The sequence below is a fragment of the Rahnella bruchi genome (assembly GCF_003614975.1).
Taxonomy (GTDB): domain Bacteria; phylum Pseudomonadota; class Gammaproteobacteria; order Enterobacterales; family Enterobacteriaceae; genus Rahnella; species Rahnella bruchi.
Genome location: NZ_QZWI01000003.1, coordinates 46,669 through 66,946, shown reverse-complemented (window position 1 = coordinate 66,946; position 20,278 = coordinate 46,669). Strand labels below are relative to the sequence as shown.

Here is a 20,278-nt window from a genome sequence, read left to right as displayed (position 1 = left end):
AGCCTCTGGTCTCCAGGCCGCTCCGTTCAGCAAGCTTTCTGAATCGCCCCCACGATCTTAAATTCAAATACAGACTTTTCATGTTTTAGGAAAGTTGATTGGCGTGCTCAAAAATGGCACCGAATGAATGGTTCGAGACCTATGGCTCGAAACCTGAAATGAGGGAATCGCGCAGCGATGACATTTTGCGCCACTCACCAATGCACCAGAACATGTCCGTCATACTTGCGACAGCGCGCAGTTAAAAAAGCGCGGGAGTCCAGAGGGCGCGTGCTTACGCGTCCTCTGGGCCAGTTTGGGCGGCGAGCCCAAGGTGTTGCCCTCACTGCAAGTGAAGGATTTGTCAGCTTTCTAAAAGCTTACTTCCCGTTCCACGCCTTCAGATTCTGATCCCGCGCATTCAATTTCTGCTCAGGTGTCAGCTTGTTGTAGTCCTTCGCCAGACCACTTTCCCAGTCGCCGTACAGCGGATTTGGCAGCACGATATATTGCGTGCCGAAGTGCTGATGGTTCTGATTCACAAAGGCGCGGCGCTGTTCGTTGCCCTGATGATAGGTCGCGGAACCGAAATCATTCAGGTTGTCGCCGATGTAAATCACCACGTGATAACCCGCGGCTTTAATGGAATCGAAACGGGCCTGTTTGTTCGAAGTGTCTGAACTCAACAGCATGGTTTTTTCATTGGCGCCGGTAAAGCCCAGGCGATTCATGTTGTCGAGCGTCGCTGCGTATTCGCTGGTTTTACGGTTAGAGACGTAGAACATCGTGCCGCCATGCGTGTTGACGTAATTGGCAAATTCGACCGCGCCGGGCACGGCTGTAGCCTGACGGGCTGCCGTCCACTGGGACCAGGTTTTGCTGTCGAATGGCTTATTCGCTTTCACCTGCCACGCGCTGTACGCGCTGTTATCGAGCATGGTTTCATCAAGATCTACGACGACGGCTTTCTTCTGCCCGGCCAGCGGCTGGGCATTATCAAACGCCATTTTCGCCGTGTTAAAAGCCTGATACGCCAGCGCCTGATATTCGCCAGATTGCTGGAACCAGTTCAGCGCCATCACAGACTGATCGTTCAGTTTCTGTTGGGCATCCGGTTTTTGCTGCGCACAGCCGCTGAGGGCCAGCATGATTAAGGCACTGGTGGTGCAAAGCGAAATTTTATTCATTCGTCATCCCTAGTCTTGTTAAGAAAGATTCGCATTCATGAAAATCGTTAAAACTGTAGCAGATTCAGCGGGGTGTGGAAGGGGAAATGGCGTGTTACGCGAGATGTATCGAAAAATAGCAGAAATAAAAAGGCCGGAGGGTGAGTCCGGCCGAAGAATTTCAAGACAGAGAATAATAATGAGGTGGTAAAGCGCTTCTTATTAGAACTGGTTTTTAGAACTGATAGACCAGACCCACGGCAGTGATGTCGTCGTTGTTCAGAGCCAGTTTGTTATCGTCGGACAGTTGGTTGATTTTATAATCAACATACGCAGACATATTTTTGTTGAAATAATAGGTTGCTGCTACGTCAACATATTTAACCAGATCTGCGTCGCCGATATTTTCAATATCTTTCGCTTTAGTTTGTACATAACCCAGTGAAGGGCGCAGGCCATTTTCAAACTGATATTGTGCCACGGCTTCGAAGGTTTGAGTTTTATTTGCAAAACCGCTGCCAGCCGGTGCGCCTGCAATTCCGCCAGGGACGGTAATGGCCAGCATATTACGAGTTTCAGCATACATGGCAGCTAAATAAACGCCGTTTGCGTCATATTTCATGCCGCCAGTCCATGCGTCCGCTTTATCACCTTTGCCGTAAGTGGAATTGCTCTGGGCCGTGGTGCGGTCAGAAGAAGCGTATGCGCCGCCGAAGCTCACGCCGGTATCACCCAGAGCGTAAGTGGTAGACAGTGAATAACCGTCGCCGTTGGCTGTGCTGCTGCCGCGACCGTCGTTTTCATTTTTGCCCTGATACTGAACGGCAACGTTCAGACCATCAACCAGACCGAAGAAACCACGGTTACGGTAAGTGGCTACGCCGTTGGCGCGGCCTGTCATGAAGCGGTCAGCTTTGGTGTAACCGTCGCCGCCGAATTCAGGGAACATATCGGTCCAGGCTTCAACGTCGTACAGTGCGCCGTAGTTACGGCCATAGTCGAAGGAACCGTATTGACCGAATTTCAGACCGGCAAAGCCCAGACGGGTTTTGGTGCCTGTGGTGCTAGGCGTTTTGCTGTCAGATTCAGCATGGTTAGCCATGACGTTATATTCCCACTGGCCGTAGCCGGTGATCAGGTCATTAATTTGGGTCTGGCCTTTAAAACCGAAACGCACATAACTCTGGTCGCCATCATTGCTGGCAGAATCAGAGAAATAATGCAGACCTTTCACTTTACCGTAAAGGTCCAGTTTATTGCCGTCTTTATTATAAACTTCCGCTGCGTGTGCGCCTGATGCAATCAATAAACCAGGAATTAAAAGTGCCAGAATATTACGTTTCATGAATTTTTACCCTGCATTCTTTATTAAAAGCTTTTCAATAAAGCTTTATATGAAGTCTTTTGAAAAGACGCTGTTCATCATTTTTGCTGTGCATTCCGTATGGGCTCGGATTTTTCTCAGCGAGAGTTTTTTACCGTATATTTGTGATCAATTTATGACAGTCAGAAATGAACTTTTTCTTTTTTTACACATCCTCCTTTTTTTCTGCATAAATGTTAGCCACAGGAAATGCCCTTAAACAAGATTTCGGGCTGCGTCAGAAGCCGGTCTGTGGGACAATAGCCGGGACATTCCTGTCTCACCTCCAACAAAAAAGAGATGCATGGCGCTTTCCCCGGCAGTAAAAAATCAGATAAGCCAGTGGTACAAAGCCCTGCAACAGCAAATCCCGGATTTCATTTCCCGCGCTCCGCAACGTCAGATGATTGCAGAGGTGGCGAAGGCATTTTCCGGGGATTCTGCACGGCATCTGGCCATCGAAGCGCCAACCGGCGTCGGGAAAACGCTGTCCTATCTTATTCCCGGCATTGCGGTCAGCCGTGAGGAAGAAAAACCACTGATTGTCAGCACGGCAAACGTGGCGTTGCAGGATCAGATCTTCAGTAAAGACTTACCGCTGCTGAAAAAAATCATTCCTGATTTGAAATTTACCGGCGCTTTTGGTCGCGGGCGTTACGTGTGTCCCCGTAATTTGGCGGCGATGAGCAATGAAAACGCGCAGGGCGATCTGGGATTATTTCTCGGCGATGAACTGGCACCTTCCAGCGGCGAAGAACAGAAACTGTGTAAAACGCTGGAAACCGCGCTTTCACGCTACGAGTGGGATGGTTTACGCGATCACTACCAGAAAACCATCGACGATCCGCTGTGGATTAAAATCAGCACTGACAAAGCCAATTGCCTGAGCCGTAACTGCCATTATTTTCGCGAATGCCCGTATTTTGTGGCGCGTAAAGAGATTGAAAGTGCCGACGTGGTGGTGACTAACCATGCGCTGGTGATGGCGGCGCTGGAATCAGAATCGGTGCTGCCACCGGCGAAAGATCTGCTGCTGGTGCTCGACGAAGGACATCATCTGCCGGAAGTGGCGCGCGACGCGCTGGAAGTCGACGCTGAAATCACGGCTATGTGGAACAATCTGCAACTCGATAATTTTGTACGTCAGATTGAGCAATGTCTGGCGCTGTTTACCCCGAAAAATCCGCCGCCGCTGACCAACGCCGAGCGTCTGCATAATCACTGTGCGGAAATGCGCGAATTACTGCTTTCGATTGAACAGGCAGTGAGCCAGTATTTACCACCGGGTGAGCCGGAAGCTGAATACCGTTTCGAGCTGGGCTTATTGCCGCCGGAACTGACCGAGCAGTGCAGCCGCCTGTTCAAACTCACCGATGGTCTGCGCAGCCTGGCGGAGTACATGGTGAACGATCTCAGCGAGAAAACCGGCAAGCACGATATCATGCGTCTGCACCGGGCGATTTTGCACATGAGCCGCATGCAGGGCTATCTCGAAACCATGAGCAAGCTGTGGCGGCTGGCGGCGCTGGAAAAAGCCTCTAACGCGCCGATCGGCAAATGGGTGACGCGAACTTATTTCGATAACCAGACGCATCTGGTGTTCCACTGCGCGGGGATCCGCGTGAGTGAGCAGCTTGAAAAAATGCTGTGGCGAAAAGTGCCGCATGTGGTGATTACCTCTGCGACGCTGCGCTCGCTGAACAGTTTTTCCCGTTTGCAGGAAATGACCGGCCTGACGGAAAAAGCCGGCGACCATTTTGTGAGCCTGGATTCGCCGTTCAGCCATATCACGCAGGGTAAACTGGTGATCCCGCAAATGACGCTTGAGCCGGTGATGGCCAATGAAGCGGCCCATTTGCAGGAAATGGCTGATTTCTTCCGCGCCGAGCTGGCAAAAGGGCAACACACCGGCCAGCTGGTTCTGTTCGCCAGCAACCGTGCGTTGCAGCAATTTGTCTCCCTGCTGCCGGATCTGCGTCTGATGCTGCTGGTGCAGGGCGATCAGCCCCGTTACCGGCTGGTTGAGGAGCACCGCAAGCGTGTAGCCGCAGGCACCACCAGCGTGCTGATTGGCCTGCAATCGTTCGCCGAAGGTTTAGATCTGAAAGGTGAATTGCTGACGCAGGTGCATATCCACAAAATTGCTTTTCCGCCGATCGACAGCCCGGTGATCCTGACCGAAGGCGAGTGGCTGAAAACGCTGAAACGCTACCCGTTTGAAGTGCAGAGTTTACCGAGTGCGTCTTTCAATCTGATCCAGCAGGTCGGGCGTCTGATCCGCAGTCATGAATGTACCGGCGAAATTGTGATTTATGACAAGCGACTGCTGACCAAAAGCTACGGTTCGCGCCTGCTTGCGGCGTTGCCGGTGTTTCCGATTGAACATCGCGAAATGCCTGCGCCCGGTTCGGTGAAACGCCCTGATATCCTGAAAACAGCGAAGAAAGATCCGGTTCGCCGCCGCGCCCGCCGGCGATAATTATTCCTGAAGAAAAGTCATTACACAGAGAAGGTAACGCTACGATGGATTACACCAAACTCATCAAAGAAGTGGGACGTGGAAAAAATCATGCCCGTGATTTGGACCGTGAGCAGTCGCTTGCGTTGTACCGAGAAATTCTGGCCGGTGAAGTACCTGATTTGCAGCTGGGGGCGCTTCTGATTGCGTTTCGTATTAAAGGCGAAGCGGAAGAAGAGATGCTCGGGTTTTATGCTGCGATGGAAGAGCGCGTCATGCGTTTGCAGGCACCGGAAAATCGTCCGCTGCCTGTGGTGATCCCAACCTATAACGGCGCGCGCAAACAGGCGAATCTCACACCGTTGCTGGCGATTCTGCTTAGCCGTCTTGGTTTGCCGGTCGTGGTGCATGGCGTTGACGAAGATCCGACCCGTATCACCAGCGCGGAGATTTTCCGCGCGTTAGGTATCGAAGCGGCACAAAACCAGCAACAGGCTCAGCAGCAGCTTGATAGCGGAAACGGCCCGGTGTTTGTGCCGATTTCAGTTATGTGTGCGCCAGTCGAAAAGCAGCTGTCATTGCGCTGGCAGATGGGCGTGCGTAACAGCAGCCATACGCTGGCGAAGCTTATCACGCCGTTCATCGGGCAGGATGCGTTGCGCTTATCCAGCGTTTCCCATCCCGAGTATATCCAGCGCGTTTCCTCGTTCTTCCGCCAGATTGACGGTCGCGCTTTGCTGACGCAGGGGACGGAAGGGGAAGTCTATGCACACCCGTCACGTTTCCCGCAGACGCACTTTATTGCCGGTGGCGAACTGCGCGTGCTGGCAGAAAAAGAAGAAATTTTTGCCGCAGATGTGCCAGCTGGCAAAGACGTCGAAACCACCGTGAACTACATTCAGCAATGCCTGAAAGGCGAGCGTGATATCCCGCAGGCGCTCCTCAAACAGATAGCGTGTTGTCTGGTTGCCGCAGAAGTTTGTGGCGATAGGGTTGAGGCCAAAATGATTGTTGATCAGATTTTCTGATTACCTTTTGGTGAACGCGATCCACTCCCTCCCCTGCGAAGGGGAGGGAGTAAAACCCCCATTACCCTGTTCAAAAGTGTGGTTAAGCGTTAAAATAGAGAAAGTATGAAATTTATTTCATGATTTTATTCATTTTTTTCTAAAAATTTTAAGGGGTTTTATAATGGAAACGTTGCCAGCTTGCCCGACCTGTCAGTCCGAATTCACCTGGCAGGACGGTGAAATGCTAAACTGTCCTGAATGTGGACATGTCTGGTCAATGAGCGGTGAAACCGGCGGTGAAGACGATGTGCTGAAAGTCGTCGATGCCAACGGTAATCTGCTGGCGGATGGCGATTCGGTCACTGTCATTAAAGACCTGAAAGTTAAAGGCAGTTCTTCGATGCTGAAAATTGGTACCAAAGTGAAGGGTATCCGTCTGGTCGAAGGCGATCACAACATCGACTGTAAGATTGACGGTTTCGGTCAGATGAAACTCAAATCAGAGTTCGTTAAGAAAAACTGATCTCCGCACATGCCAGCCTGACCTTCAAAAGCGGTTTTGCCATATCGACATAACCGCTTTGCGAACATACACTCAATGTAAAATCTCTTTAACATTCAGCAGAGAAGATTACATGAAACAGGCTCAGGACTATTTTAACGCCCTCAATCGCGATTACCTCAAAGTGCATCAGGACAAAGAAAACCTGTTCTGGCAAAACTACATGGGCACCGGTGATGAAAATGTCTCCGAAGCTTTCTCCGCTGCCGAAACCGCCTACAAACGTTTTATCGCTGAACCTTCCCGCCCGAAAGAATTACGTGATGCCATCGCCCGTGTTGAAAAAGAGATCGCCGGTGACGAGCGTGATGCGCTGCTTCATGGTCTGCGCGGCTGGCTGAATTTCTTCGACTGTAATGTGATTGAAGATCCAAAAGCTCAGGCGCTGATGGATGAAATCATTCAGGCCGAATCCGTGCTGTTTGGTAAGCGTAAGCACTACCGCATGACCCACATCAACAGCAAAGGCGAGCGCGTCAATGCCTCCCTCGGCGAACTGCTGACGAATCAGGCCAATAACGAAAATGAATCCTACCGCCGCAGCTCCCAAAATGCGTTGCGGGACCTGGAAGACTGGTTGCTGCACAACGGCTTGCCTGAACTGATCGGCCTGCGTAACCGTTTTGCCCGCCAGCTCGGTTACCGCAACTATTTCGATTACAAAGTGAATAAAACCGAACGTATGTCGCCGGAACAATTATTCGCTATTCTTGACCGCTTTGAAGAACGAACCCGTGAAAGCAACACGCGCAGCCTCAATGAGCTGGTGGCGCGTGAAGGCGATGCCGCATTACTGCCGTGGAATATCCGTTTCGCCAGCGCCGGTGATGTCACCCGTCAGCTCGATCCTTATTTCCCTTTCGCCGATTCCCTGCGTCGCTGGATAGACAGCTTTAAGCGTCTGAATATCGGTTTTAACGGTGCAGAAATGCAGCTGGATTTGCTGGTTCGCGAAGGCAAATACGAGAACGGTTTTATGCACGGGCCGGTGCCGCCGTTTTATGACAACGGTAAATGGGTGCCTGCGGTGATTAACTTCACCAGTCTGGCAAAACCGGATCAGATTGGCAGCGGTGCAATTGGCCTGAACACGTTGTTCCATGAAGGGGGCCATGCGGCGCATTTCGCCAATATCCGCCAGAATGCGCCGTGCTTCTCGCAGGAATTCCCGCCGACGTCGATGGCGTATGCAGAAACGCAGTCGATGTTCTGTGACAGTTTGCTCGAGGACGCTGACTGGTTGAAGCGTTACGCGAAAAACATTGCCGGGGAGCCGGTGCCGGATGAACTGATCCGTGCCAGTATTGAAGCCCGCCAGCCGATGCGGTCGTTCAATGAACGTCACATTCTGCTGGTGCCGTATTTCGAGTGGCAGCTGTATCAGTGGCCGGATGAAAAACGCACGCCGGAAGCGATGACCGCGCTGGCGCGTGACGTCGAAACGCATATTCTCGGTGTGACCGGCAGCCCGCGTCCGACGCTGGCAATTCCTCATCTGCTTTCTATGGAATCCGCCTGTTCATATCAGGGCTATCTGCTGGCGATGATGGCCGTGGAGCAGACCCGTGCGTTCTTCCTCAAACGCGATGGCTATCTGACTGACAATCCGGCTATTGGTCCGGATCTGGCGAAGCATTACTGGACGCCGGGCAACAGCGTCAGCCACGACGATACCTTGCGCAGTCTGACCGGCGAAGGGTTTAATCCTGACTATCTGGCGCAGGCCTGCAATCAGACCATTGATGCCGCGTGGCAGGATGCGCAGCAGACGATTGAAAAAGCTTCTGCTCGTGTGCAGCCGGAAGCTGATTTCGACCTGAATGTGCATATTCGCGTGGTGGATGGCGTTCTTATCCTGGCGGACAGCGCCGACGGTGATGATGCGATGTGTCAGGATTTCGCGGATTTCGTTGAGCAGAACTACAACAGTAAATAGCTACGGTAAAAGTAATTACGTAAAAAATAAAAGCCACCGGCAGGCATAAACGCACGGTGGCTTTTTTTGTCTGACGCTTCAGGTTAGCGGGCGTCGGGACGTATCAGATCAAAGCGTAAATCTTCAGAAATACCGTAGTAGGCCGAAGGGCCACCGGCGCGCAAGACAGGTTCGGCAAGCGCAGTCTGATAAATGCCGTCAATCAACAGATGCGGCGCGATATGCACGGCGACCACTTCGCCCAGCACCAGCCAGGTATCGATATCACCCCCGGCCGCCGTTTTCAGCTGGATACACTGCGTCAGTTTGCACTCAAAATTCACCGGACTTTCCAGTACGCGATCGGCAGCAACCAGTGTTCCCGGTTGCGCTGTCAGACCCGCAAACCCGAACTCGTCTTCACCGTGTTCCAGCGACGCTGAGCTTTCGTTCATTTTCACTGCCAGCGGTCGGGTAGTCAGGTTCCAGACGAATTCACCGGTTTCGACGATATTCGCCACGCTGTCTTTCCAGCCGCTGCTGGCAAAGCCAATGATCGGCGGGCGGTAATTGAAGCAGTTAAAGAAGCTGTAAGGTGCCAGATTGCGCTGTCCGGCAGCATTGCGGGAGGAAATCCAGCCAATAGGGCGCGGGCCCACGATAGCGTTCAGCGGATCATGTGGCAGGCCGTGGCCTTTGGTCGGTTCGTAATAATAGCGATCATCAGTGCTCATGATTTTCCTCAGCAAATAATTCATAAAGACTATGATTTGTACATTATCCGATTTAATCAGGCGTTGACGGTTTTTATGTGCCCGCTTCATCCTGCATGCATCCGGCAGGCGGCGGCGCTTTGTGGTATCTTGTGCGCCATTCATGATTATCAAACGCCCCATCGCATATTTTATGTGTCGCGCACACCTTTCGGAGAGTCACTCAGGTGGAAAAAAAGAAAGTCTTCCCTCAGGAAAAAAGCGGTCTTCACCCGCGAAATCGTCATCGCAACCGCTATGATTTCCCGGCCCTGATTGCCAGCAGCCCGGAACTGGCACCGTTTGTTGTCGAAAATAAATGGGGCGATTTGTCCGTAGATTTCGCCAATGCTCAGGCAGTCAAAGCCCTGAACCGTGCCCTGCTGCGCGATTGCTATCAGATTGAAAACTGGGATATTCCGGCAGATTATCTGTGCCCGCCAATCCCCGGACGTGCGGATTATATTCACCATCTGGCCGATTTGCTGGCGGGCAGTAACAACGGCAATATTCCGCAGGGTAAAGACATTTCCGTGCTGGATATCGGTGTGGGCGCTAACTGTATTTACCCGATTATCGGTCTGCGTGAATATGGCTGGCGCTTCACAGCCAGCGAGATTGATGCGGTTTCCATGGCTGCGGCCAAGAAAATTGTGGCGACCAATCCGCAGCTGACCAATCAGGTGCGTTTCCGTTTACAGGCTAAACCGCCGCGCATCCTCGACACTATTATCCGTCATGACGAGCGTTATGATGCGGTGCTGTGTAATCCGCCATTCCATGCTTCGGCGGCGGATGCGGCGTCAGGCAGTCAGCGTAAACGTCAGAATCTCGGTCTCGATCGTCGTGCCGGTACTGCGGAACTGAACTTTGGCGGTCAGCACAACGAATTGTGGTGTGAAGGCGGCGAAGAAGCGTTTGTAGTTCGCATGGCTGAAGAGAGCGCAGGTAAAGCGCAGAACTGTTTCTGGTACACGGTGCTGGTTTCTAAAAAAACTACGTTACCGTTACTGTATGACGCCCTGAGTGAAGAAGGCGCGACCGATGTCCGCACTGTCGAAATGGTTCACGGAAACAAGATCAGCCGCTTCGTGGCCTGGACATTCCTGACGCCTTCACAGCAAAAAAGTTGGGCAATCAAACGCTGGTCAGTTCGATCATAGTGTAAATTGCCTTATTGCAGCCTGTTACTCTGACGATGAACAGGCTGCAAAAATAGTCCCGCGCCCCCCTTTCTTTTTCAGTGGAATAAATTATGCTTAATTCACTATAAGAAAGTTGATTAATTAACAGAGTAATGATTTTGCGGGTGACTTTATTTTCCACCGCATTATTTTTGACAATGTACGCACCTGCCAAAAACCCACCCAGGGGTCAGACTAATTTCTCGTGGTTTATTAGTGATGTGGCTAATAACTCGCGGGAATTAGCACGTGTTTATTTCAATTAATTGCGATTGCACATTAATTCACGTTATCAGCCACAGGGTGTCTGTCCTATGCAATTATTTTCTCATCAGTTTACTACGGCATGGCGTGATAAATTCGCTGCTATTCAGCAGGCAGTTCCGATGATCGCCTTCTCGCCAGAAGGCGTGGTGCTTGAGGTCAACGATCTGTTTCTGAGCAGCATGGGGTACAACAGGAATGAGGTGATTGGTCAGCCTCACCGGATTTTTTGTACGCCAGAGTTTGTTGCCAGTGATGCGTATCGTTTGCACTGGGAAGGTTTGCGGCAGGGAAAGTCGGTCAGCGGAAATATTAAACGCGTACAAAAAAACGGAAACTTAATCTGGCTGGAAGCGACCTATGTACCTGTCAAAAACAAACAAGGCAAAGTCACTGAAATAATTAAAATTGCCAGTGATGTCTCCGAAAGAATTAATGAATCTCACGAGCACCAGGGAATTCTTCAGGCGCTGGAACGTTCAATGGCGCTGATTACTTTTACACCCGGCGGTCATGTGATTTCTGCAAACAATAACTTCCTGAAAGTCATGGGTTATTCTCTGCAACAAATTAAAGGCCATCCTCATTCGATGTTTTGTCTTCCGCAATATCGTGATTCTCATGATTACCGCAACCACTGGCAGCGTTTGCGAAACGGCGAGTTTATTCTCGGCCGCTTCGAGCGTATGAATGGCCGTGGTCAGGCAATCTGGCTGGAGGCGAGTTATAACCCGGTCATTGACGACGATGGTAAAGTGGTAAAAATTGTCAAAATCGCTCAGGACATTACCAGCCAGATGGCTCAGCAGCGCCAGCAGGAAAGCATGATGACGCATGTGCATGAGCTTTCACTGACGACGGATAAAACCGCCGCTGAGGGTGTCACCATCGTGCAGAAAGCGGTGGAAGATATGCAGGAAGTGGAAGCGCTGGCGCGGCGTACTTCTGAGATTATCGGGCAGCTGGGACAAACTTCAGAACGCATTGGCGAAATGGTGGATACCATCCGCAGAATTTCCTCCCAGACCAATCTGCTGGCCATTAACGCCACGATTGAAGCGGCCCACGCCGGAGAACAGGGCAGGGGATTCGCCGTGGTCGCCGGGGAAGTCCGCTCGCTTGCCGATCAGTCGCGTAAGGCAGCAGTCGAAATTGACCAGCTGACGCAAAGTATCCGCGACGGCGTGATGGCGGCAATTGATGGCATGGGGAACTGCGTCAACCGTGCCGGTGGCGGCGTAGCGCTGAGCCGTAACGCGGGGGACGTGATCAATCAGGTCAATCTTGGAATGCAGGATCTGGTGCGGATGATGGCGGAGTTTTCCGTTATTACGGGAGATCAGGGGCAGACAAGGCACTAATTATCGTTTCGCTCCCTCCCCCTTCGCAGGGGGAGGAGCAGGCAAAACCTAAGAAACAGAAACTCTTCCCGGATTTTCCGGCGGCAATCCTTCATCTTTATATATCTGTACAGCCTGTCTCGGCATGACCATTCCGGCTTTCTCGAAGTGAATCTTAACCAGTCTGTCCAGCGCGTACTGCACCGTCCATTGCTCCAGCGCTCTGGTGCGTATCAGCACGCGGATGGTGAAGAACTGGTCACCCAATCCCACCACGCCCTGGAAGATCGGCTCACCGAGCAGCAGAGGCCTGATTTTCTCATCCTGCTGCAACTCTTCTACGGCCAGACGCAGCACGTCATTGGCCTTATCGACATCTTCGTCGCGACTGACGTTGTAGCTGGCGCGGTAGACGCCGAACTCGCGCTCGTAGTTGGAAAGCGTGGTGATGGAAGAGTAAGGAACGATGTGGAAAACGCCGTAAATATCACGCAGGCCAATCGAACGGATGGTCATGCTTTCGACCGTGCCGGTGATCCCCATGACGGTGACGTACTCGCCGGTATTCATGCCGTTTTCGAACTGGATGAAAATCCCGGTAATGACATCTTTTACCAGCGTTTGCGCACCGAAGCTGACCGCCAGACCCAGCGCACCGGCACCGGCGAGCAGAGGCGCGATATTCAGACCGATTTGCGAGAGCATGATCATCACGGTGATCGTACAGATAACGATGGCGAGCACGTTGCGAAACAGCGTCAGTAACGTCCGCTCACGGGCGCTTGGTCGCGCGCCGTTAGACAATTCCTGTCCCAGACGGTGTTCAATCATGCTTGCCAGCAGCGTCCAGCCAAATATCGCAAAGCACAAGATAAACAGGATATGAGTCAGGCCGCTGACCACCTTCTCGCCGTTTTCAGTCATGAACCATTTATTGAGATTGAAGATGTGCCATGCATCGAGCAGGAACAGCGTCACGCTCAGCACCACCAGCACGCGGATAATTTTCAGACCTGCCGGAATGTACGAGTTAATGCGTTTTTGCAACAGCGGATAGCGGCGATTCACGTCGTCCGGCAGGGTAATGCGGCGGTTGATCCAGCGGGAAAGCAGGCCGGAAATCAGCGCGCCGAGCGCAATGACCACCAGACTTTTTACCGTAGCGGTCATCATAAACCGCAGGCTGCCGGCAAAATCAAACTGTGACAGGAAAAACAGCACGACGAAATAACTCACCGCCAGCAGATGCCAGACATGCCCGAGGGCGCGCAGGATCACGCTGAAAAACGCCATTGAACGTTCTGCCAGCAGATTGAATTCGCGATGGATAGTGCGTCGGTTATGCAGAATCAGCCAGCTGGCATAAATCGTCAGTCCCAGCATTACCACAAAATTGACCACGGCGGCGGTGGTGTAGTTGATTTGCGTCGCTACGACCGGCACGCCGACCATCAGCGCGTAGCCAATCAGGCCGCTGACCCAGGCCAGACGGGTATTCCAGTAACGGGCGGTCACGTCGGACAGCGGGAAGGGGCGAAGGAAACTAAAGCCGGGCGAAAATATCAGCCGCAATACGGCTTTGAAGAATTCGATCACAGCAAAGGCGCTGAGGAAAAGCGCTTCCTGACGCGCAATCAGTGCGCTGCCACCGTTCATATATTGTGTGAACAGGTTTCCGGCGGCGACGGTCAGCAGCAAAATAATCAGATCGATAGCGAATGCGCCCAGAATACTGGCGGGCAACTGATACCAGTGCGCCTGCTTCAGCCGCGCGTTATTTCCCCAGCGTCCGAGGCGGATATACAGAGGGCCGACCAGTTTGCGGATCAGATGAAACAGCGCAAAAGTCACGGCGACGGTAAGCAGGAAATACCCCAACGCCGCGAAAAAGCGGTCCGCGCTAAAGCTGTGCTGTGGACCGGAATCTATGGTGGCTTTCAGCTTCTGTACACGTTCTTTGAACTGCGCAACGGTACCTTGCGTGGTATCGACCAGCTCGTCGATGAGGGAAAGTTGCTCAGGCTTCGGTTCAGGCTTTTCAGCGACCGGAGCAGACCCCGTCGTTTCGGTTTTGGCCGCTTCACGCAGATGTGCGACCAGTTGCGCGCGGGCTTTATCATCCTGAAGGATATCGGCCAGCGCGGTGTAAGAGGCTTTTTGTTGATCGGCTCCGGCAGGTTGTTCTGCCGCGTGGCTGAAAGCGCTGAACAGGGCCAGCGTGATGAACAGCAAGATGGAATATAAGTGTGTTTGGATGCGGTGAGCCAACGGAGTCCTGTCGTTATGCGGCATTGTTCCTCTCTCAAAAATAGCGGTTAATCGGCGTAGGTTAGCCCTGAGGGTAGGGGAGTACAAATCTGAAACTGGCATCCGGAAAGCTCCCTCTCCTGCGAAGGGGAGGGTTGGGGTGGGGTATTAAGGTCAAAAACTAAAGTTGAAATGTGCTTTAGCAAAGGGAGTGCCTGCTAAACCCCCTCCCAACTTCCCCCTTCGCAGGGGGAGGAGCAAACCAGCCCACCATTATATTCAATGAGCGTTTTGTTTTCGGAGCCAGAAGAGCTGCATCAAGAAACGTGCTGCAGGAATTCGCGCAGACGTTCACTCGGCGGGTTGTTCACCAGATCAGACGGTTTACCGTCTTCGGCGATACGACCTTTATCGATGAAGATCAGACGTGAAGCCACCTTTTCCGCAAAGCCGACTTCGTGCGTCACGATAACCATCGTCATGCCTTCTTCAGCCAGCTGCTTCATAACGGTCAGCACTTCGTGACGCAGTTCCGGATCCAGCGCAGAGGTTGGTTCATCAAACAGCATCAGTTTAGGCTTAACCGCCAGCGCACGGGCAATTGCCACACGCTGCTGCTGTCCGCCGGAAAGCTCAGACGGATAGTGATTAGCGCGCTCGGAAAGACCGACTTTCGCCAGCAGTTCCTTCGCCAGTTTATTGGCTTCATCCTTCGACGCACCACGAACACGGATCGGGCCGAAAGCCACGTTTTCCAGTGCTGTCATGTGCGGGAACAGATAAAACTGCTGGAACACCATGCCCGCTTCCTGGCGGATCAGACGTTCGTCGACTTTCGGATCGTTCACTTTCAGGCCATCAACAATCAGATCACCGGAAGTGATTTCTTCCAGCTTGTTGATGCAACGCAACAGTGTCGATTTACCGGAACCGGATGGCCCGATAATAACCACGACTTCACCCTGAGAAATGTTCAGATCGATGTCGTGGAGCACCTGGGTTTTACCGAAGTGTTTTGAGACGTTCTTGAATTCAATCATATAATTTTCAGTTTGCGTTCTAAGCGGCGCAGAACAAAGCTCAGAGCCAGCGTGATGATCAGATAGATAACAGCAACCGCACTCCAGATTTCCATGGCGCGGAAGTTGCCGGCGATGATTTCCTGGCCCTGACGGGTCAGTTCGGCCACACCGATAACGATAAACAGTGAGGTGTCTTTGATACTGACAATCCACTGGTTACCCAGCGGTGGCAACATGCGGCGTAACGCCAGCGGCATGATGATGTAACGCAGAGTTGCACGGCGCGAAAGACCCAGCGCCAGACCCGCTTCACGGAATCCGTTGTGAATCGACAACACCGCACCACGCGTAATTTCAGCGATATAAGCACCGGAGTTGATGATGATAGTCACCACCGCCGCGCTGAACGGGTCGATGCGCAGATCGGGAACCATCATCGGCAGTGCGAAGTAAATGAACATTACCTGTACGACAATAGGCGTACCGCGAATGAGCTCGATAAAGACCAGTGCGACGTTGCTGCTAAACCAGCCACCAAACGCGCGGGCAAAACCCGCAATCACACCAATAATCAGACCGCCAACCAGACCGAGGATCGAAATCCACAGTGTCATTTTAGCGCCTTCGAGCAGGATAGGCAGAGCGGGCCAAATTACGCTCCAGTCAAACTGCATGGATTATCTCCTGGTAAAACAACAAACTGCGCCTGTGCAGATTCGCATCTGACAGGCGCTTCTTATCAAGTGCTCTTTCTTAAAAAAGGAACGACTTAAATTAAAACTTCTTATTTAGGTTCGGTATCAAACCATTTTTTGTAGATTGCTGCGTAAGTACCATTCTCTTTGATGGTTTTCAACGCGGCGTTGGCTTTCTCGCGCAGGTCACTGCCTTGCGGGAATGCGATTCCGTATTGCTGGCCAGCCAGTGAATCGCCGACCGCTTTAAACTGACCTTTACCGGCAGTTTTGATGAAATACAGGATGTTTGGCGTGTCATGCATTACCGCATCAGCACGGCCAGTGCCCAGTTCCATGTAAGCGCTGTCGATGTTCGGGAACTGACGCAGGTCTTTGGTCTGTACGTTGGCTTTCATGTAATCCACGGAGCTGGTGCCGCTTTTCACTGCAACGGTTTTGCCTTTCAGGTCAGCAACGCTTTTGATGGCGTCGTTATTGCTCTTAACCATCACCATCAGGCCGCTGTTGTAGTAACCGTCAGAGAAGTCGATCGCTTTTTTGCGCTCAGGGGTGATGGTGATACCGGCCAGAGCCAGGTCAATGTTATGAGTTTGCAGGGCAGGAATGATGCCGCCGAAATCCATTGGTTTCAGTTCATAAGAGACTTTCATCTCTTTGGCGACCGCGTCCCAGAGGTCAATGTCGAAGCCGACATACTTGTCGCCTTGTTTGAATTCAAACGGTACAAACGCAGTGTCGGTAGCTACGATCAGTTTTTTGTCTGCTGCGTGGGAGCTAACGGCAAAGGCCAGAGTCAACGCGGCCAGGGAAACTTTTAACAGTGACTTCATCAGTGAATTTCCTTTGTACATATTATGGGAACGGCATTGGGTTACGGCGCTTTAATGCAAAATCTATGCCAAGATTTGTGCATATTAAAATTCAATAAGTTATCGCGCTGCTGAACCGATCAAGCGGCATTCTAATGCACGAAGGCACTGTAGTGGTGCAATCTAACATGTTGAAATGTTCTCTCATGGTGCATGGCTTCATCATTAACCAGATGTTGTATTTTAAACAATCATTAATTAACAACTGTGCTGCTCAAATGATAACTCGCTCTAACTTTATTAGAACCTGGGTAAAACCAGTGCTCAGTTTTGAAGCAAATGTTAAGAAGGGAATGGCCAAATTTAGGCAGGAAGAGTCTGTGGTTGAACCAAAGTGGTGCAACCGGTCATAAGAAAAAATGCTAACGCAACTGGCTGTCTTTACTGCCGCGCCGGTTGTATCCGGCATGATCCTGCTGCTTCTTGTCTATCTCAGCCTGGCACTTAACACAATATTGCACGCCCTGAAGCGCTTCCCGCCGGGCCTGGGGAATAGGCTCACCGCATTCCCTACAATAATGTGCACTTTCGCCATGCCCGAGCGACTGCCGCGCACGTTCTACCGCATCATTGACTGTGGAATCAATCTGGTCCTGCACGGCGCCATCTTGCGCCCAACCGCTTGCCATTATGACCTCCTTGAAACATTTTCTTACGACCAATTCACTATTCGTTAATAATAGCTTGCTTATAGTGCTAATTCGCTATGATTGATTGTGCTAGCTAAGAGCAAATTGTTATAAAACAGGTGGTTGATAATTTTTTTTAAACACGACGAAATAACGAAATGTCATAAATTCCTAGGACAAGTCCGATAGCATTTGTGTTATTTCGTGCCCTATGTTAAAAAATCGCGTGAATTGAATGAATGTGTTTCAGTTATCAATAACCCGTGTGAATCTGTTTCTTTTCTCACGTGTATGTAAGCTTATATTTTACTCGCGAACCTCTGCTTCGGTCAGGTTTTCGCTTTTCTCATTCAATTCCCCCCAGCTGCCAAGCAGCATCGACCGGTCAGACCAGGAAATGGAATTCGTCTCCGCGCATTGACTTGATCGGCTAACCAAAATAAATAACCACTCTATAGTGTAGTCGTTGAGTGAGTTTTATCCCGGACAGGGTATTCAGGGTATAAAAGTGGCAGATAATCAGGTAGTTGCAAGCACGGGATTTGTACCCTTACAGCCCGGTCTGATTGACTCGGTGCGCAGTACGCTTTCTGAGCAGGCTGATGCCTTACACCGACTTTCTTCACAACTCGACAGCGTTCAGTACCAGAAGGCGCTGAAGCTGATTGTGGAGTGTAAAGGCCACGTGATCCTCTCCGGAATGGGAAAGTCAGGGCATGTCGGGCGCAAAATTTCCGCAACGCTGGCCTCAACCGGAACCCCCAGTTTCTTTATTCATCCTGCAGAAGCCTTTCACGGCGATCTGGGGATGATTACGCCGTATGACCTGCTGATCCTGATTTCAGCGAGCGGCGAAACCGACGAAATTCTCAAGCTTATTCCTTCTCTGCGACAGTTTGGTAACCGCATTATTGCGATCACGAACCACTGCGAATCGACGCTGGCTAAACATGCTGATGCGACGCTTGAATTGATGATGGAAAGTGAAAGCTGCCCGAATAATCTGGCTCCGACGACATCGACCACGCTGACCATGGCGATCGGCGATGCGCTGGCCGTGGCGCTTATCCATCAGCGTAAATTCCTGCCGACGGATTTCGCCCGCTACCATCCTGGCGGCTCACTGGGTCGCCGTTTGCTGACCCGCGTTTCAGACGTGATGCAGACGAACGTGCCGACCATTACCGAAGACACCGAATTCCGTCAGGTGATCTCGGCGATCACCTGCGGGTGTCAGGGCATGGTGGCAGTCAATGATGCGCAGAACCAGTTGGCCGGCATCATTACTGATGGCGATTTGCGTCGCTATATGGAAAAGAATGCACAGCTCGACAGCGCGTGTGCCAGAGACATGATGACCCGTTCGCCGCTGACATTAACGGCTGACATGATGATTACGGATGCTGAAATGCTGATGCAAAAGCACCGCGTTTCGGTGTTGCTGGTGACGGACAAAGAAAAGAACGTTGCAGGGTTAGTTCGTATCTTCGACTGACGAAAAAGCAAGACTTAACTATTTGCGCACCGTGAACCTTATGCGAGGGAAATAAGGTTTTCACGGTACTTTTAATAAAGCACGACGATAAAAACGTGCTGTTTGTCATGATGATCATAAATGTTTATTGAAAAATTGAAGTCCGCATGGCCCGGCGAACACATTGCCCGGGTTCGTCGATCTCCTCATCTTAATATGGCCACGCTGAACCGCAATTTAGGTAAAATTGTGATCGGCCTGCCGATGGCGTTGCTGATCATCTATCTGGTGATCTTCAGCCGTCCGCGTTATCTCAGCGAATCTACGGTCGCTATCAAAAGTTCTAACGACATCAGCGGATCCAGCCTGAACGTCGGCCTGCTGCTGGGGGCCGGGAATCCGAGCACCGCTCAGGACGCCATGTATTTAAAAGAATACATCAACTCGCCGGACATGCTGGCGGTGCTGGATAAGCAGCTCGATTTCCATTCCGTTTTCGGTAAAAGCGGTCTGGATTTTCTGTATCACCTGCCGAAAGATTCCAGCAGCGAGCAGTTCCTGAACTACTACCGCGACCGCATTGCCGTCACTTATGACGACAAATCCGGCATGCTGACCATCGGCACTCAGGGCTTTACGCCGGAATTCGCTGAGCTGTTCAACAAAGCGGTTCTCAAAGAATCCGAACGTTTCATTAACGAAATCACGCATAAAATCGCCCGCGATCAGCAGGCGTTTGCTGAAAACGAAATGCGTGAAGCCCGCGCCCGTCTGGACGAAAGCAAAACCCAGTTACTGGCGTATCAGAACCACAACAATATTCTCGATCCGCAGGCTCAGGCGATTGCAGCGACCACGTTAGTCAATACGCTGATGGGGCAAAAAATCCAGATGGAAGCGGAACTGCGCAACCTGCTGACCTATCTGCGTGAAGATGCGCCGCAGGTGATCAGCGCGCAGAACGCCATTACTTCTCTCGGCAAGCAAATCGATCAGGAAAAAAGCAAAATCACCGCACCGGATGGCCATCAGCTGAACAGCATGGCGGTGGATTTCGAAAGCATTAAATCGAAAGTCGAGTTTGATACCGAGCTCTACAAACTGACGCTGACATCGGTTGAGAAAACCCGTGTTGAAGCGGCACGGAAACTGAAAGTGCTTTCGGTGATCAGTTCGCCGCAGCTCCCGCAAGAAACCACGTTCCCGAATATTCCTTATATGATCGCAAGCTGGCTGCTGGTGTGCTGCCTGTTATTCGGAACGATTAAATTATTGCTGGCCGTTATCGATGACCATAAAGATTGATGTGGTTTGTACCGCTATCCCTTTTTGCCTGAAGAATCGCA

General features: G+C 51.5%; 16 protein-coding genes. 8 read left to right on the top strand and 8 right to left on the bottom strand.

The features are described 5' to 3' along the window. Positions 1-359: 359 nt before the first annotated feature. Together D5398_RS07570 and ompC are read right to left on the bottom strand one after the other, a co-directional pair. Positions 360-1,166, bottom strand: a complete 807-nt coding sequence (locus tag D5398_RS07570) for a 5'-nucleotidase, lipoprotein e(P4) family (RefSeq protein ID WP_120131330.1) — start codon at positions 1,164-1,166, stop codon at positions 360-362. A 214-nt stretch (positions 1,167-1,380) separates the two neighbouring features. Next, a complete protein-coding gene (gene ompC / locus D5398_RS07565) occupies positions 1,381-2,490 on the bottom strand; it encodes a porin OmpC (protein ID WP_120507064.1) in 1,110 nt (369 codons plus the stop codon). A gap of 322 nt (positions 2,491-2,812) precedes the next feature. Between ompC and dinG the strand changes: the two genes are divergently transcribed. The 4 genes from dinG (at position 2,813) to D5398_RS07540 (ending at position 8,474) form a co-directional block, all read left to right on the top strand. After that, on the top strand, positions 2,813-4,987 hold the full coding sequence (gene dinG, locus D5398_RS07555; protein ID WP_120507062.1) for an ATP-dependent DNA helicase DinG: 2,175 nt from the start codon (positions 2,813-2,815) through the stop codon (positions 4,985-4,987). Positions 4,988-5,031: 44 nt separating this feature from the next. Continuing rightward, positions 5,032-5,994, top strand: coding sequence for a DNA-binding protein YbiB (ybiB, locus tag D5398_RS07550; RefSeq protein WP_120507061.1), 963 nt, complete (start codon positions 5,032-5,034; stop codon positions 5,992-5,994). Positions 5,995-6,157: 163 nt separating this feature from the next. Beyond that, complete coding sequence (locus D5398_RS07545) at positions 6,158-6,499, top strand: zinc ribbon domain-containing protein YjdM (protein ID WP_120507060.1); 342 nt, start codon at positions 6,158-6,160, stop codon at positions 6,497-6,499. 112 nt (positions 6,500-6,611) lie between these two features. Further along, positions 6,612-8,474: a M3 family metallopeptidase gene (locus D5398_RS07540; protein WP_120507059.1), complete on the top strand. Its 1,863-nt coding sequence runs from the start codon at positions 6,612-6,614 to the stop codon at positions 8,472-8,474. Between the two features lie 83 nt (positions 8,475-8,557). On the opposite strand, the gene D5398_RS07535 is transcribed toward D5398_RS07540, so the two are convergent. After that, positions 8,558-9,187 carry a flavin reductase family protein gene (locus tag D5398_RS07535; protein WP_120507432.1) on the bottom strand — a complete coding sequence of 210 codons (630 nt, stop codon included), beginning with the start codon at positions 9,185-9,187 and terminating at the stop codon, positions 8,558-8,560. 206 nt (positions 9,188-9,393) lie between these two features. Here D5398_RS07535 and rlmF point away from each other — a divergent pair, with 206 nt between their 5' ends. Both rlmF and D5398_RS07520 read left to right on the top strand, forming a co-directional pair. Beyond that, positions 9,394-10,368 (top strand): 23S rRNA (adenine(1618)-N(6))-methyltransferase RlmF, encoded by a 975-nt coding sequence (rlmF, locus tag D5398_RS07530; RefSeq protein WP_120507058.1) that lies wholly within the window; start codon positions 9,394-9,396, stop codon positions 10,366-10,368. A 335-nt stretch (positions 10,369-10,703) separates the two neighbouring features. Continuing rightward, complete coding sequence (locus tag D5398_RS07520; protein WP_120507056.1) at positions 10,704-12,014, top strand: methyl-accepting chemotaxis protein; 1,311 nt, start codon at positions 10,704-10,706, stop codon at positions 12,012-12,014. A 48-nt stretch (positions 12,015-12,062) separates the two neighbouring features. Here D5398_RS07520 and ybiO read toward each other — a convergent pair whose 3' ends face one another. The 5 genes from ybiO to D5398_RS07490 form a co-directional block, all read right to left on the bottom strand. Continuing rightward, positions 12,063-14,261 carry a mechanosensitive channel protein gene (gene ybiO, locus D5398_RS07515; RefSeq protein WP_244216724.1) on the bottom strand — a complete coding sequence of 733 codons (2,199 nt, stop codon included), beginning with the start codon at positions 14,259-14,261 and terminating at the stop codon, positions 12,063-12,065. Between the two features lie 296 nt (positions 14,262-14,557). Beyond that, complete coding sequence (glnQ, locus tag D5398_RS07510; protein WP_120507054.1) at positions 14,558-15,280, bottom strand: glutamine ABC transporter ATP-binding protein GlnQ; 723 nt, start codon at positions 15,278-15,280, stop codon at positions 14,558-14,560. After that, positions 15,277-15,936, bottom strand: coding sequence for a glutamine ABC transporter permease GlnP (glnP, locus tag D5398_RS07505; protein WP_120131341.1), 660 nt, complete (start codon positions 15,934-15,936; stop codon positions 15,277-15,279). Before glnP ends, glnQ begins: the two co-directional genes overlap by 4 nt. Before the next feature lie 110 nt (positions 15,937-16,046). Beyond that, entirely contained in the window at positions 16,047-16,790 is a 744-nt protein-coding gene (glnH, locus tag D5398_RS07500; RefSeq protein ID WP_013574683.1) for a glutamine ABC transporter substrate-binding protein GlnH, read from the bottom strand. A 401-nt stretch (positions 16,791-17,191) separates the two neighbouring features. Next, a complete protein-coding gene (locus D5398_RS07490; RefSeq protein WP_120507052.1) occupies positions 17,192-17,458 on the bottom strand; it encodes a DksA/TraR family C4-type zinc finger protein in 267 nt (88 codons plus the stop codon). A gap of 508 nt (positions 17,459-17,966) precedes the next feature. On the opposite strand from D5398_RS07490, the gene D5398_RS07485 reads away from it, so the two are divergent. Both D5398_RS07485 and D5398_RS07480 read left to right on the top strand, forming a co-directional pair. Further along, positions 17,967-18,953 carry a KpsF/GutQ family sugar-phosphate isomerase gene (locus D5398_RS07485; protein WP_162940736.1) on the top strand — a complete coding sequence of 329 codons (987 nt, stop codon included), beginning with the start codon at positions 17,967-17,969 and terminating at the stop codon, positions 18,951-18,953. A 195-nt stretch (positions 18,954-19,148) separates the two neighbouring features. Next, entirely contained in the window at positions 19,149-20,237 is a 1,089-nt protein-coding gene (locus D5398_RS07480) for a capsule biosynthesis protein (protein ID WP_208645926.1), read from the top strand. Positions 20,238-20,278: the final 41 nt, after the last annotated feature.

Bases quoted from the DNA above. Each gene is read 5' to 3' on its own strand.
- D5398_RS07570 (WP_120131330.1), bottom strand. From the start codon at position 1,166: ATGAATAAAATTTCGCTTTGCACCACCAGTGCCTTAATCATGCTGGCC.
- D5398_RS07540 (WP_120507059.1), top strand. From the start codon at position 6,612: ATGAAACAGGCTCAGGACTATTTTAACGCCCTCAATCGCGATTACCTC.
- glnP (WP_120131341.1), bottom strand. From the start codon at position 15,936: ATGCAGTTTGACTGGAGCGTAATTTGGCCCGCTCTGCCTATCCTGCTC.
- ompC (WP_120507064.1), bottom strand. From the start codon at position 2,490: ATGAAACGTAATATTCTGGCACTTTTAATTCCTGGTTTATTGATTGCA.
- D5398_RS07480 (WP_208645926.1), top strand. From the start codon at position 19,149: ATGGCCACGCTGAACCGCAATTTAGGTAAAATTGTGATCGGCCTGCCG.
- D5398_RS07520 (WP_120507056.1), top strand. From the start codon at position 10,704: ATGCAATTATTTTCTCATCAGTTTACTACGGCATGGCGTGATAAATTC.
- D5398_RS07545 (WP_120507060.1), top strand. From the start codon at position 6,158: ATGGAAACGTTGCCAGCTTGCCCGACCTGTCAGTCCGAATTCACCTGG.
- D5398_RS07535 (WP_120507432.1), bottom strand. From the start codon at position 9,187: ATGAGCACTGATGATCGCTATTATTACGAACCGACCAAAGGCCACGGC.
- D5398_RS07490 (WP_120507052.1), bottom strand. From the start codon at position 17,458: ATGGCAAGCGGTTGGGCGCAAGATGGCGCCGTGCAGGACCAGATTGAT.
- glnQ (WP_120507054.1), bottom strand. From the start codon at position 15,280: ATGATTGAATTCAAGAACGTCTCAAAACACTTCGGTAAAACCCAGGTG.
- ybiB (WP_120507061.1), top strand. From the start codon at position 5,032: ATGGATTACACCAAACTCATCAAAGAAGTGGGACGTGGAAAAAATCAT.
- dinG (WP_120507062.1), top strand. From the start codon at position 2,813: ATGGCGCTTTCCCCGGCAGTAAAAAATCAGATAAGCCAGTGGTACAAA.
- glnH (WP_013574683.1), bottom strand. From the start codon at position 16,790: ATGAAGTCACTGTTAAAAGTTTCCCTGGCCGCGTTGACTCTGGCCTTT.